The following is a 13,736-nucleotide window of genomic DNA, read 5'->3' as shown; positions in this document are numbered from 1 at the left end:
CTAATCTTCCAACTGAGCGATTAGTTGATTCACATCTTCACTCACTTTGTCTATAAAGCGCAATTTGCGCACGGTCAGTGCAGCTTGCGTCGGGTTCTCTACGATCTCACTTTCAATGTCTTGCTGCAATGCTTTTGCCTGCTGCCGCATGTCGGTGAGCAACAACTCCAAGGCGGCAACATCTTTGCTCAATTTCGCTTCATCCATCGCCTCACGCCATTCCATTTGCGCCATTAAAAAATCTGTAGGCATGGCCGTGTTGTTCTCTTCGTCCGTTTCAACGCCCTGCAGTTGAAGCAGGTAGCGCGCACGGGCAGTGGGCTGTTTTAGCGTCAGATAGGCTTCGTTAGCCAAGGTCGCCATTTGCATAGACTGCATGCGTTCTGCAGGCGATGCGTTCACAAATTTATCTGGATGCACTTCCGCCTGTAACTGACGGTATTGGCGATCTAGCAATGCGAGATCTACCGCAAACTGTTGCGGTAGCTGAAAGAGGGCGAAATAGTTTTGCATATTCTATCGATGGCAAACACACTGCTTGTGTGCAGGTAGAGGCCGCAACGCGTTAAACGGTAAAGGATTCGCCGCAGCCGCACTCATCTTTCACATTTGGATTGTTGAACTTGAAGCCTTCGTTCAACCCTTCTTTGGTGAAGTCGAGTTCGGTGCCATCGATGTATACCAAGCTTTTTGGATCGACAATGACCTTAATGCCATGGCTTTCAAACGCAATATCTTCGTCCAGCATTTCATCAACGAATTCTAAGGTGTAGGCCATGCCTGAACAGCCGGTGGTTTTGACGCCCAGACGCAAACCTAGGCCTTTGCCACGGTTTGCCAAGAACTTTTCAACACGGTTGGCTGCGGTCTCAGTCAGGGTAATCGCCATCTTAGTGACCTTGTTTGGATTTCAAGTCAGCAATCGCAGATTTGATCGCGTCTTCAGCCAGAACTGAACAGTGAATTTTAACTGGCGGTAATGCGAGCTCTTCCGCAATGGCCGCGTTTTTGATTTCTTGCGCCTGGTCCAGGGTTTTCCCTTTTAACCATTCGGTGACCAGTGAGCTGGAGGCAATAGCAGAACCACAACCATAGGTTTTAAATTTGGCGTCTTCAATCACACCCGCATCATTCACCTTGATTTGCAATTTCATGACATCGCCACAGGCTGGCGCGCCGACCATGCCGGTGCCTACATTTGGATCGCTTTTGTCCAAAGAACCGACATTACGTGGGTTTTCATAGTGGTCTAATACTTTATCTGAGTAAGCCATAGTGTTGCTCCTATCCATTCAATCGCGACAAACGAGCGCTTGTCGCTTTGCCGTACCTAAAAATAACGCCTATTTTGCGTGTATTTCAACGCGGATTGCACAAATATGCTGCTTGGGCGATCCGCGCCTAATATTGCTAGTGTTCTGCCCATTCTACTTTGGACAAGTCGACGCCATCTTTGAACATTTCCCATAATGGTGATAGTTCACGTAATTTATCAATTTTGCTCTTTAATAAATCAATGGTGTAATCTACATCAGCTTCGGTAGTAAAACGGCCGATGCTAAAGCGAATCGAGCTGTGCGCCAGTTCGTCAGAGCGTCCTAACGCGCGTAACACATAGCTTGGCTCCAGGCTTGCAGAAGTACAGGCAGAGCCTGAGGAGACCGCGATATCTTTAATTGCCATGATCAGCGATTCGCCCTCAACATAGTTAAAACTGACGTTAAGGTTGTGCGGAACGCGATGATCAAGATCACCATTGACATAGGTTTCTTCAATTTGCATCAAGCCATTGAGTAAACGATCGCGCAACATGCGGATCCGCTCATTTTCGCTGGCCATTTCTTCACGTGCGATGCGGAAAGCCTCGCCCATGCCGGCAATTTGGTGTGTCGCTAACGTGCCTGAACGCATACCACGCTCATGACCACCGCCGTGCATTTGTGCTTCAATACGGATACGCGGTTTGCGACGGACATACAATGCACCGATGCCTTTGGGGCCATAAGTTTTGTGTGCAGAAAAACTCATCAAATCGACGGGCAGCGTTTCAAGGTCGATGATCACTTTACCGGTGGCTTGTGCGGCGTCAACGTGAAAAATCACATTGTTCGCGCGGCACACGTCGCCTAATGCGGTCATGTCTTGGATGACACCGATCTCGTTATTGACCATCATGATTGAGGCCAGCACAGTGTCGGGCCGAATCGCAGCCTTGAACTTTTCAAGACTCAGCAGGCCATCAGGCTCTGGTTGCAAATAAGTGGCCTCAAAGCCTTCTCGCTCTAATTCACGTACTGCATCCAAAACGGCTTTGTGCTCGGTGGCCAGCGTGATGATGTGCTTGCCTTTGCTCTCGGCATAAAAGTGTGCAGCCCCTTTAATGGCCAAGTTGTTCGATTCGGTGGCGCCTGACGTCCAAACGATTTCACGCGGGTCGGCATTGACCAATCTTGCGACTTCTTCACGTGCTTCTTCTACCGCGTGCTCAGCCGTCCAACCATAGGGATGGCTACGCGAAGCAGGGTTGCCAAAATCTTCGGTCAGGTAAGGAATCATTTTTTGCGCAACACGTGGGTCTACCGGCGTGGTCGCAGAGTAATCCAGATAAATTGGCTTTCTTTCAGACATATCTCATGCTCTTTCCATTAAAGTCTTATGCCGCTACGGCACTTAATCCCTTCAGACGTTGCACTTGTTGTTGCAACGCTGCCACAAACTGTGTGATTTCATCACTGGTATTGCTGTCGCTCAAACTGACACGTACCGCACCACGCGCTAGGTCTGGCGCCACGCCCATCGCCAGTAACACCTGACTGGGCTCAGTGCTGTCACTCGCGCAGGCCGAGCCGCTAGCGACCGCAAAGCCGGCTTTATCCAGCGCTGTGACCAATGTTTCACCTTCGATATTTGGTATTGCAAAAAAACTGGTATTGCTTAAACGCACTGCTTTTGCTGCAAAAATGGTTGCCCCCAGTTTGTGTAACCCTGCCTCTAGCTGTTGGCGCAGGCCTTGCACTAAAGTGCTACGACTGCTTAGGCTCTGCATGGCCAGCTGTGCGGCACGAGCGAAGCCGACGATGCCGGCAACATTTTCAGTGCCACTGCGTAGGCCGCGTTCTTGGCCACCGCCGTGCAACAAAGGCGCAATGTCTACACGCTTATCTATAATCAATGCACCCACCCCAATCGGGCCACCAATTTTGTGGCTTGAAAGGGTCATCGCATGTACACCGAGTGCTTGCATGTCGACCTCAATTTTGCCAAATGCTTGGACTGCATCGCTATGCAACAGCGTGCCATGTGCTCTCGCTAGCGCGGCTAAGGTGCTCACTGGTTGAATGGCGCCGGTTTCATTGTTCGCCAGCATGACTGAGGCCAAGCCGGGTCGGGTTTGAAACGCTTGTTCTGCTTGCGCGAGATCAATCACGCCATCACTGTTGACCTTCATCTGGTTCACTTGCCAACCCTGCCACGCCAATGACTGTGCCGGGCGCGCAACGCAGGGATGCTCGATGGCACTGACTAACAGCTGACCTGGACTTAAGTTGCTGGCAATGCCTTTTATCGCAAAGTTATTTGCTTCGGTGCCGCCAGCGGTAAATATCACTTGTGACGCTTGCACGCCGACGCATTCAGCGATTTGTTTTCTGGCCAGCTCCAATGCCTCGCGCGCATTGCGGCCAAACACATGGCGGCTGGTCGGGTTGCCGGTAGGTGCGGTCAACCAAGGCAGCATCGCCTCCAGTACCTGCGGCTTTAAAGCGGTAGTACTGTTGTGATCAAAAAAAACGCTGTGGGCGGTCATGGCCAGTGCTTAAGCGGCAACCGTTGCTTCAGAGCCACATTTTCTAGGGGCGAAGACCACCGTGCCTGCGCCTTTTTTGCGCTGCATCTCAACCATGTCGCCCAAACTGACCCCTGACAAGTAATCAAGAATTTTGCCATTGAGTGATGCCCACAGTTCGTGCGTCATGCAACGACCGTCATCATGGCAATTTTCACTGCCACCGCATTGGGTGGCATCAATTTGTTCATCGACTGCCGTGATAATGTCAGAAACTGAAATGTCTTGGTGCGCTTTGGCAATTCGATAACCGCCACCGGGACCACGCACACTGGACACCAAGCCCTGCTTGCGTAGACGGCTGAACAATTGTTCGAGGTAAGAAAGCGAAATGCTTTGGCGCTCGCTGATACCGGCCAACGTGACAGGCTTGTCCGCTTCGTAAAGCGCAATATCTAGCATTGCGGTGACAGCAAAACGGCCCTTGGTGGTTAATCGCATCTTTGAATGCCCCTTTAAAACAGAGTGAAATAATATAATAACCTACTGTTTTAGTCAATTATTGCGTCTGAAAAGTTCAGGGCATCGCTGCAGATATTTTGAGGCCAGAAATACGGGCGGTTCAGGGACGATTATTCTGGCTTTTTGGCAAAGGCCTCGCCGACGTTGCTATCTGTTTCAGCATCGCTAAGCTTGGCTAGTTGTGCTTTGAGTGTTGCGAGTTCAGCCTCTTGTTGATGCGCATGATCTAAGAGGCCATTAATGGCCTTGATCATCGGATCGTTTTCATCGTTGCCGACAGCATAGGCATTAAAGCCCATTTTTTGTGCTGCGTCTTGACGTTGCTTGGCTTTTTCTTCTTCAAGAATGCGCGCTGGAATACCCACCGCCGTTGCACCGTCTGGCACATCTTTGACCACTACCGCATTTGAGCCAATTTTGGCGTTTTTGCCGATGGTTATTGGTCCAAGCACTTTGGCGCCGGCACCGATGACCACGCCAGATTCTAGGGTGGGATGGCGTTTGCCTTTATTCCAGCTGGTGCCGCCCAAGGTGACGCCATGATACAACGTACAGTCATCACCAATAATGGCGGTTTCACCAATCACCACCCCCATGCCGTGGTCAATAAATACGCGGCGGCCAATAGTGGCCCCCGGATGAATTTCAATACCGGTCATGAAGCGAGCAAAATGCGAGAGTGCGCGACCTAACCAGTAGAAACGATGGCCCCATAAATAATGACTCAATCGATGCAGAATCAGGGCATGCACACCGGGGTAGGTGGTTAGAATTTCGAAATGGGTACGTGCGGCCGGGTCGCGGTCAAACACAATCGAAATATCTTCTTTGAGGTGTTTAAACATGCGCGCATTATGCCACTAACTTTGGGTCACGTCTAAAGCGCAGTTGCTTGCGCGACCTCCGTTTTAATATTTATCGTGTTTTTTCGGCTGCATCGTCAGCGTCAAAATACCGCGTAACAAATTCACTTCTTCTTTTTCTAAGCGGCTACGGCCATACAAACGGCGCAGGCGTTCAAACAGCTTTTTGGGCGCGCGCGGATTAATGTAGCCGATGTGTTCTAACACCTCACGCATATGTTCGTAAAAACGCTCTAAGTCTTCTTGCGTGGCGAGATCGACCGCTTTTTCTTGGTAATGCAATGTGCCAGTGGTGAGCGCCATGCGTATTTCGTAGCACATGATCTGCACCGCTTGGGCCAAATTTAATGAAGTGTATTCGGGGTTGGCGGGAATCGTTGCCAGCACATGGCAACGATCTGCTTCGTCATTGGTTAATCCGCTCATTTCAGTGCCAAACACCAATGCGATTTCGCTGTGCATGGCAACAGACTTCACTTCTTGTGCGGCTTCTCTCACCGTCATCACCTGCTGCGACAGCGAGCGTTCTTTGCCACTGACGCCAATGACAAACTGGCAGTCGGCAAGGGCTTGCTCTAAGGTTTCAGTCACCACTGCGGTTTCCAGCAGGTCGGCGGCATTGACGGAAAGTGATGTGGCCTCACTGCTCGGAAAATGTTTTGGTCTGACCAAATATAGTCGGTTCAGGCCCATGGTTTTCATGGCACGCGCAGTGGAGCCAATGTTGCCGGGATGGCTGGTTTGGCACAATACGATGCGGATATTTGCAAAAAGGGGAGATTCAAGGGAGGGTGACATGGGGTTATTTTGCCGTTGTGTTTGTGGCTAAGCGTGTAAAAAGCTAAAATAGCATTTTATCAGTTGAATCAAGATCACACAGCATGCATCCTATTCTCAATGTCGCCATTCGCGCTGCGCGCGAAGCAGGCAAAATCATCAACCGTGCCGCCCTGGACATCGGTGCCTTAAAAATCGAGCAAAAGGACACCAACGATTTTGTCAGCGAAGTTGACCGCAATGCCGAACAAGCCATCATTAATGTGTTAAAAGAGGCCTACCCTAAACATGGGTTTTACGGTGAGGAAAGCGGAAAAACCAATGCCGATGCAGAAAGTATCTGGATTATTGACCCGCTTGATGGCACGACTAACTTTCTGCACAACTTTCCGGCATATTGCATTTCAATCGCCTTGCAAGAAAAAGGCGTGCTGACGCAAGCCGTCATTTACGATCCAGTCCGTAACGATTTATTTACCGCCACCCGCGGCAGTGGTGCGTTTCTGAATAACCGCCGCATTCGGGTGACGCAACGGGCCAAGCTGCAAGAAGCGCTGTTGTCCACCGGCTTTCCGTTTAAAGATTTTAGTTATCTGGAAACTTATATCAATATCTTTCGGGATATGGCGAAAAAAACTGCTGGTTTGCGTCGCCCTGGATCCGCTGCGCTCGATCTGGCTTATGTCGCAGCCGGTTTTACCGACGGATTTTTTGAAATCAACCTCTCACCATGGGATATCGCTGCAGGTGCTTTAATTGTGCAAGAAGCCGGCGGGATTGTCGGTGACTTTGAGGGCAATGAAAGCTGGTTGCGTACTGGCAATATTGTGGCAGCGAACCCGAAAGTGTTCGGACAAATGCTACAGGTGATTGCGCCGCATTTGACTGAGCGGATCAAGACGCCAACCTTGGGCATGTAACTCGCGCAATGCGTTATAAAAACCCGGATCTACGCATCCGGGTTTATTTTTTGTTGTAAGATGCCTTGGCGAATGATTCTAAATTTTATCTATTCATAAAGTATTCCGGCATGTCTTTCGAAAACCATACCCCCATGATGCGCCAGTATTTGGCGCTAAAAGCACAGTATCCCGATATGCTGCTGTTTTATCGCATGGGCGACTTTTACGAGCTATTTTTTGAAGATGCCGAAAAAGCGTCACGATTGTTAGGGATTACGCTCACGCGCAGAGGGGCAAGTAATGGCGAGCCGATCAAGATGGCCGGCTTGCCTTATCACGCGGCGGAAGGGTATTTGGCCAAGTTGGCCAAAATGGGCGAGGCGGTGGCTATTTGTGAGCAAGTGGGCGATCCGGCTACTTCGAAAGGCCCAGTCGCGCGCGAGGTCACGCGAATTTTGACGCCAGGCACCCTGACGGATGCTGCCTTGCTAGATGAAACCCGCGATAACACGTTATTGTGCGTGGCCAAAGGGGAGGGCATCTTCGGGCTGGCTTGGCTAAATCTAGCCTCAGGCGAGTTTGTATTGAGTGAGATCGCGCCCGGACACTTGCCGCAAGAGTTGGAGCGGATTCATCCCGCTGAACTGGTGATCGCTGAAGATCACAGCAATGAGGTGCTGGCGCAATGGCGATGCGCGAAAAAACGCTTAGCGCCCTGGCAATTTGATTTGGATACCGCACAACGTAGCCTGACACAACAGTTTAATACGCACGATCTGGGTGGTTTTGGTTGTGGCGAAATGCCGGCGGCCATCACGGCGGCAGGCGCATTGCTCGAATATGTTAAACACACGCAGCGCACGGCATTACCGCATATTGCGGGTCTGCGCGTCGAGCAAAGCAGTCATTATCTGCAACTGGATGCAGCAACGCGTCGCAATCTGGAGATCGATACCACCATCCGTGGTGAGCCTAGCCCGACTCTTTACGCCCTGTTAAATACCACGCAAACGGCCATGGGCGCTCGTTTGTTGCGGCATTGGTTGCATCATCCTTTGCGGCATCAGCAGACCATACAACAGCGCCATCTGGCGGTGGCAGACTTGTTGCAGCAGTTTTTGGAGACTCCGCTACAACAAGCGCTGCACCCGATTGGTGACATTGAACGCATGACGACGCGCGTGGCCATGAAAACCGCCAGACCGCGGGATTTATCGGGCTTGCGTGACAGTTTATTGCAGTTGCCAGCATTGGTCGCCAGTGTGCCCGCCGCGCAATCTGCATTGCTGCAAGGCCTGCTGGCCGCGTTAGAGGCGCCCTCGGCGGCACTGCAGTTATTAGTACAGGCGATTCAAGCAGAACCCTCGGCGGTGCTGCGCGAGGGTGGGGTGATTGCAGCTGCTTACGACGCTGAGCTAGATGAGCTTCGCGCGATACAAACGGATCACGGTGATTTTTTGCTGCAGTTTGAGGCGGCTGAAAAAGCGCGTACGGGTTTGACTAACCTGAAAGTCGAATACAATAGCGTGCATGGTTTTTATATTGAAATCAGTCGCTTACAAGCAGAGAGTGCACCGCCAGAATATCGGCGCCGTCAAACATTAAAAAATGTCGAGCGCTTTATTACCCCCGAACTTAAGGCGTTTGAAGACAAGGTACTGAGTGCCAATGAGCGCGCATTAGCACGTGAAAAAATTCTGTATGAGCAAGTGTTGGTGGCCATGTCGCCCCATATTACGCATTTGCAAAAGATTGCAACCGCCGTAGCCACCCTCGATGTGCTGGCCTGTTTTACTGAGCGCGCCCGCGCCTTGGATTATGTACAGCCGCAGTTTCGTGCCGACATCGGTCTTGAAATTCTGCATGGCCGCCATCCGGTTGTCGAGAGTATTGCGCAGCCGTATGTGGCCAACGATGTAGTGCTGAATCCTTATCGCCAGTTATTGTTAATCACTGGCCCCAATATGGGCGGTAAGTCGACGTTTATGCGACAGACCGCACTGATTGTGTTGTTGGCGTATTGCGGGAGCTTTGTGCCAGCACAGCGTGCCGTGATCGGTGAGGTGGATCGCATTTTTACCCGTATTGGTGCTTCCGATGACCTGGCTGGCGGACGCTCTACCTTCATGGTTGAGATGACCGAAACTGCAAATATCCTCAACAATGCAAGCGCCAGCAGCCTGGTATTGCTAGACGAAATCGGGCGCGGCACCAGCACCTTTGATGGGTTAAGTTTGGCTTGGGCGGTGGCGAAACAACTGCTCGAAAAAAACAAGGCGCTGACACTGTTTGCCACCCACTATTTTGAACTGACGCGTATTGTCGATGAGGCCAAACATGCAGCCAATGTCCATCTGGATGCTGTTGAGCATGGCCAAGGCATTGTGTTTCTGCATAAAGTAGAGGAGGGCGCTGCCACCATGAGTTACGGCATTCAGGTCGCGCAGTTGGCGGGTATCCCAAAAGCAGTAGTGCAACTGGCCAAACGTAAACTGCAACAGCTAGAGAACCAGACGCTGACAGCCACGCCACAAAATGATTTATTTGCTAGTAATATAACGCCAGAGGAACCCCCGATGCATCCACTGGTCGCAGCGTTGGACCGTATCCATCCCGATGACCTAACGCCCAAGCAGGCCTTAGAGCTTCTTTATACTTTGAAAAAACAACTGTGAGGATTTCAGCATGCAAAAACCAGCCACCACCGAGCAAGCCATCCATGAACTGATCGCCAACCGCTGGAGCGGTCGTGCTTATGACGCAACCAAACCTTTGAGCAAAGCGCAAGTCGTGAGTTTGCTTGAAGCTGCCCGATGGGCGCCTTCGTGTTTTGGCGACCAGCCCTGGCGCTATGTTGTGTGTCACAAATCTGAAAATCTGCCCGCCTGGCAAGCGGCCTATGATTGCTTGGTACCGGGCAATCAAACTTGGGCGGTCGATGCACCACTATTATTGTTAATTTGTGCAGACAGCCTGTTCAGTCATAACGAAAAACCAAACAAATGGGCCGCTTATGATACGGGCGCTGCCACCGAAAACCTCTGTCTGCAAGCCACCGCATTAGGCTTAATGGCGCATCAGATGGGTGGCTTTGACGCGGATAAAGCCAGAGAGACTTTTAAAGTGCCAGCCCGTTATCAAATTTTGGCCATGGTCACCGTTGGTTATCAGTTAGACGAGGCTGCACTTTCAGGCGAAGTGAAAGAGCGGGAGTTGGCAGCGCGCAGCCGCAAGCCACTCGAAGCACTGTTTTTTGATGGCCAATGGCCGGCAGCCTAAGTGTTGTACAGCGCACACAATTTTTCTACTAGCCTATTTCGTGCGTAAGATTGTGTTGAGTTGTGCGTCAAGATCATTTAGGATGTATGTAAATATAATTTGTATTGAAATGATGCTTGGTGAAACAAGTGCATTTTTTGAGGAGTATCAACATGTTGATTTCATCGTTGGCAAAAACCCTGGTGGGCACTGCTTTGCTTTTGAGCGTTTCTTTTGCGCAGGCCGCAACCTACACCTTTGTCGGTGAGTGGTCAGTGCACGCTCCAGAGGCCCCAGATTGGCTTGACCCAGCGTATGAAGCCACCAATGGTCCACTCGCTTATACTGCACAAGAAGCGGCAGCATTAATTTTTGGTGGTTCAGCATCAGACTATGTCATCAGCACTGTTGATAATAATCCCTTGAACGTCAATTTCAGCGCTTGGTATGCAGTGTTAGGTTATCAAGGCACAGTGTTTGCGCAAGATTACAGTAATAAATTCGATGGTCAGTATTACGGGCCGTTGGATGCATTTAATTCCGGAAACCCTAACAACGCTGCTTCTGCGTATGTTAGAGATTATTTTGTAGCAGGCAGTAACTATGCCTTCCGCGTAACGCCAGTGCCTGAACCAGAAAATATGGGATTACTGCTGGCAGGGGTTGCGGTTGTGGGGTTAGTTCGCAGAAGAAAACACGCAGTCTGATCTTCGTTGGTCAAATACTGCTTGATACAGAAAGCCGGCTTCGCCGGCTTTTTTTGTTGTACTGCGTGATTGCTTTCCGTGATGAATTTTTTCTGGTCGCTCCGTTCGTCTGTTAAAATATACCTATAAAAACAAATTTTTGGACAGGAGATAGTATGGCGGTTGTAACATTGACCAAAGAAAATTTTAAACAAACCATTGAAAGCAATGCTTTCGTGGTGGTGGATTTTTGGGCACCTTGGTGTGACCCCTGTGTGGCTTTTACCCCCACATTCGAAGCCGCGGCAGCAAAAAATCCTGATATTGTGTTCGGCATGGTGAATACCGAAACCGATCCTGAGATTTCGGAGTACTTTGAAGTCAAACAAATTCCTGGTTTATTAGTGATTCGCGAGCGCGCAGGCATTCACGCACAAGTGGGTGAAATTGGCGCGCCAGCCTTAGATGAGATCATTAAATGGGCACGTGAATTTGATTTGACCGCCGTGCGCGAGTATTACAAAGTGGAAGATGCCAAGCAGTAATTCATAAGAGGTATTTAAAAAGGCCATGCGATGCGTGGCCTTTTTCTTTTGCGTGCTTTGCCTCTGTGCGCTGCCTTTCAGTTGACTGGCACCTTGGCTCGTGCAACCACGTTTCTTAAGACAAAGCTGGTATGCACCCCCGTGACCCCCGCAATTTTGGTGATTTTATGCAGCAATAAGTGCTGGTAGTCATCCATATCTTTCACCACTACTTTAAGCAAATAGTCCGATTGCTGTCCGGTAATCAGTAAACACTCGAGCACTTCTGCAATGTTGGTAATCTCGCGCTCAAAGTTGGCAAAGCGCTCTGGGGTATGTTGATCCATTGAAATGCCAATCAGTGCCATCAGACTCAAGCCCAGCTTTTTGGCGTCCACCAGCGCTTGATAGCCGGTAATGAGGCCTGCTTGTTCTAAAGCTTTGACGCGCCGCAAGCAGGGCGCGGCGGAGAGTCCAATGTGCTCAGCGAGCTCTTGATTGCTGATGTGACCATCGGTTTGCAAGATGGTTAAAATGGCTTTATCGAAGCGGTCTAGTTTCATTTAAATTTCACTTAATTTTAAATATTGAAATATTATTACAAAATATATTCATATATTGAAATAATATTTTTTATATTTTGCTTTTATTGAAAATTTAGCAATTTAATTTTTATGAAAAAGTCTATGATGTGTCTGGTCAACAATATATTCATGGAGTTCCGCATGCAGACACTGTCCACACAAAAATATCAGGCTTTTCCTCCGGTGGATCTTCAAGACCGCCAATGGCCAAATGCAGTCATTCGTCAGCCACCCGTATGGATGAGTACAGATCTGCGTGACGGTAATCAGTCTTTGTTTGAGCCGATGGATGCCGCTAAAAAGCTGCGTATGTTCAATATGTTGTGCAAGATTGGTTTTAAAGAAATCGAGGTGGCTTTCCCTTCAGCTTCTGATACCGATTTTAATTTTGTGCGCAGTCTGATTGAAGAAAATCATATTCCGCAGGATGTGACGATAGAAGTGCTGACGCAAGCGCGTGAGCCTCTGATCCGTCGCACCATGGCATCGGTGCGTGGTGCGCGTCGCGTGATTGTGCATATTTACAATGCGCTGTCGCCGACGTTTCGTGAAGTGGTGTTTAATATGAGCCAAGCTGAGGTAAAAGCGATGGCGGTGGAGGCCGTGTTGCTAGTGAAATCGCTGGCGGCAGACATGCCCGACACCGAAGTGCTGCTGGAATACAGCCCGGAGACTTTTACGGCCACTGAGCTGGCGTTTTCTAAGGAGGTGTGTGATGCGGTCACGGCCGCCTGGGAGGCAAGTCCTGAGCGTCAGGTGATTATCAATTGTCCGGCCACTGTTGAGGTCGCCAGTCCGAATGTGTACGCCGACCAGATCGAGTGGATGCATCGCAACCTTGCGCGCCGCGATAGCGTGATTCTTAGTTTGCATCCGCATAATGATCGTGGGACGGCAGTGGCCGCCACTGAGCTAGGCATCATGGCGGGGGCGGATCGTGTCGAGGGCTGTTTGTTTGGACATGGGGAGCGGACGGGCAATGTGGATTTGGTCACGGTGGCGCTCAATATGTTCACGCAAGGCGTGGATACTGGCCTAGATTTTTCGGATATTGATACGATTGCACGCACGGTGGAGGCATGCACACAGATTGACGTCCATCCACGCCATCCGTATGCGGGTGATCTGGTGTTCACCGCATTTTCTGGCTCACATCAGGATGCCATCAAAAAAGGATTCGCCAGTCAGTCTGCTACCGGGCGTTGGAACGTGCCTTATCTGCCGATCGACCCGAAAGACCTCGGTCGCAATTACGACTCTATCATTCGCGTGAACAGTCAGTCTGGCAAAGGCGGTGTGGCTTACTTGATGGAGCATCATTATAGCGTGGTCATGCCTAGACGCATGCAGGTAGAGTTTTCTGCAGTGGTGCAGCAATATACGGATGCGCATGGCAGTGAGGTTGGGCCTGCTGCATTGTGGCAGCTCTTTCATACCCATTATGTGGATGCTGTTGCCCCCATGACGTTGAAAGACTATCAACTGGAAACGCATGCGCAGGGCCAAGCCATTCGGATGCATATTAGCGTTGATGGTGTGCCAACGGTGATCCGTGGACAGGGCAACGGTCCGGTGGATGCGGCTATTCATGCGTTACAAAATATTGGCATGCAAGTGCAGGTGCGCAGTTTTGAAGAACGCTCACTTGGTGCCAGTGCCTCTGCTGCGGAGGCGATGGCGTGCGCCATTGTAGAGGTGGTCTGTCAGGGGCGGGTCAGTTACGGTGTGGGGATGGATACCAATATTGTCACCGCCTCGATCAAGGCCATTGTTAGCGGCATGAATCGATGCGCTGCAGCGCCCGCAGCCATGGTGAAATCCGCCTGATCAACGTCT

Annotated in this window: 15 protein-coding genes; 6 read left to right on the top strand and 9 right to left on the bottom strand. The window is 50.4% G+C overall.

What is annotated here, in order from left to right; all coding sequences use genetic code 11:
* The 8 genes from hscB to FIT99_RS07625 form a co-directional block, all read right to left on the bottom strand.
* Positions 1–513, bottom strand: a complete 513-nt coding sequence (gene hscB, locus FIT99_RS07660; protein WP_140003745.1) for a Fe-S protein assembly co-chaperone HscB — start codon at positions 511–513, stop codon at positions 1–3.
* 52 nt (positions 514–565) lie between these two features.
* Positions 566–889: an iron-sulfur cluster assembly protein IscA gene (iscA, locus tag FIT99_RS07655; RefSeq protein ID WP_140003744.1), complete on the bottom strand. Its 324-nt coding sequence runs from the start codon at positions 887–889 to the stop codon at positions 566–568.
* 1 nt (position 890) lies between these two features.
* Positions 891–1,274 (bottom strand): Fe-S cluster assembly scaffold IscU, encoded by a 384-nt coding sequence (gene iscU / locus FIT99_RS07650; RefSeq protein ID WP_140003743.1) that lies wholly within the window; start codon positions 1,272–1,274, stop codon positions 891–893.
* A gap of 136 nt (positions 1,275–1,410) precedes the next feature.
* A complete protein-coding gene (locus FIT99_RS07645) occupies positions 1,411–2,628 on the bottom strand; it encodes an IscS subfamily cysteine desulfurase (RefSeq protein WP_140003742.1) in 1,218 nt (405 codons plus the stop codon).
* A gap of 25 nt (positions 2,629–2,653) precedes the next feature.
* Entirely contained in the window at positions 2,654–3,805 is a 1,152-nt protein-coding gene (locus tag FIT99_RS07640) for a cysteine desulfurase family protein (protein WP_140003741.1), read from the bottom strand.
* A gap of 9 nt (positions 3,806–3,814) precedes the next feature.
* On the bottom strand, positions 3,815–4,285 hold the full coding sequence (locus tag FIT99_RS07635; RefSeq protein ID WP_140003740.1) for an Rrf2 family transcriptional regulator: 471 nt from the start codon (positions 4,283–4,285) through the stop codon (positions 3,815–3,817).
* A 131-nt stretch (positions 4,286–4,416) separates the two neighbouring features.
* Positions 4,417–5,151: a serine O-acetyltransferase gene (gene cysE / locus FIT99_RS07630; RefSeq protein WP_140003739.1), complete on the bottom strand. Its 735-nt coding sequence runs from the start codon at positions 5,149–5,151 to the stop codon at positions 4,417–4,419.
* Positions 5,152–5,214: 63 nt separating this feature from the next.
* Positions 5,215–5,967 carry an RNA methyltransferase gene (locus FIT99_RS07625; protein ID WP_140003738.1) on the bottom strand — a complete coding sequence of 251 codons (753 nt, stop codon included), beginning with the start codon at positions 5,965–5,967 and terminating at the stop codon, positions 5,215–5,217.
* 83 nt (positions 5,968–6,050) lie between these two features.
* On the opposite strand from FIT99_RS07625, the gene FIT99_RS07620 reads away from it, so the two are divergent.
* The 5 genes from FIT99_RS07620 (at position 6,051) to FIT99_RS07600 (ending at position 11,337) form a co-directional block, all read left to right on the top strand.
* Entirely contained in the window at positions 6,051–6,866 is an 816-nt protein-coding gene (locus tag FIT99_RS07620) for an inositol monophosphatase family protein (RefSeq protein WP_140003737.1), read from the top strand.
* 110 nt (positions 6,867–6,976) lie between these two features.
* A complete protein-coding gene (mutS, locus tag FIT99_RS07615) occupies positions 6,977–9,523 on the top strand; it encodes a DNA mismatch repair protein MutS (protein WP_140003736.1) in 2,547 nt (848 codons plus the stop codon).
* A gap of 10 nt (positions 9,524–9,533) precedes the next feature.
* Positions 9,534–10,127, top strand: coding sequence for a nitroreductase family protein (locus tag FIT99_RS07610; protein ID WP_140003735.1), 594 nt, complete (start codon positions 9,534–9,536; stop codon positions 10,125–10,127).
* A 152-nt stretch (positions 10,128–10,279) separates the two neighbouring features.
* Positions 10,280–10,813 carry a PEP-CTERM sorting domain-containing protein gene (locus tag FIT99_RS07605; RefSeq protein ID WP_140003734.1) on the top strand — a complete coding sequence of 178 codons (534 nt, stop codon included), beginning with the start codon at positions 10,280–10,282 and terminating at the stop codon, positions 10,811–10,813.
* A gap of 155 nt (positions 10,814–10,968) precedes the next feature.
* Positions 10,969–11,337, top strand: a complete 369-nt coding sequence (locus FIT99_RS07600; RefSeq protein ID WP_140003733.1) for a thioredoxin family protein — start codon at positions 10,969–10,971, stop codon at positions 11,335–11,337.
* A gap of 77 nt (positions 11,338–11,414) precedes the next feature.
* Here the strand turns inward: FIT99_RS07600 and FIT99_RS07595 are convergent, their stop codons facing one another.
* Positions 11,415–11,879 carry an Lrp/AsnC family transcriptional regulator gene (locus FIT99_RS07595; RefSeq protein ID WP_140003732.1) on the bottom strand — a complete coding sequence of 155 codons (465 nt, stop codon included), beginning with the start codon at positions 11,877–11,879 and terminating at the stop codon, positions 11,415–11,417.
* 162 nt (positions 11,880–12,041) lie between these two features.
* On the opposite strand from FIT99_RS07595, the gene leuA reads away from it, so the two are divergent.
* Positions 12,042–13,727 (top strand): 2-isopropylmalate synthase, encoded by a 1,686-nt coding sequence (leuA, locus tag FIT99_RS07590; RefSeq protein ID WP_140003731.1) that lies wholly within the window; start codon positions 12,042–12,044, stop codon positions 13,725–13,727.
* Positions 13,728–13,736 lie beyond the last annotated feature (9 nt).

Source organism: Methylophilus medardicus, assembly GCF_006363955.1.
GTDB lineage: Bacteria > Pseudomonadota > Gammaproteobacteria > Burkholderiales > Methylophilaceae > Methylophilus > Methylophilus medardensis.
Note: the sequence above shows the minus strand (reverse complement) of the source record. Positions and strands in the feature narration are given on the sequence as shown.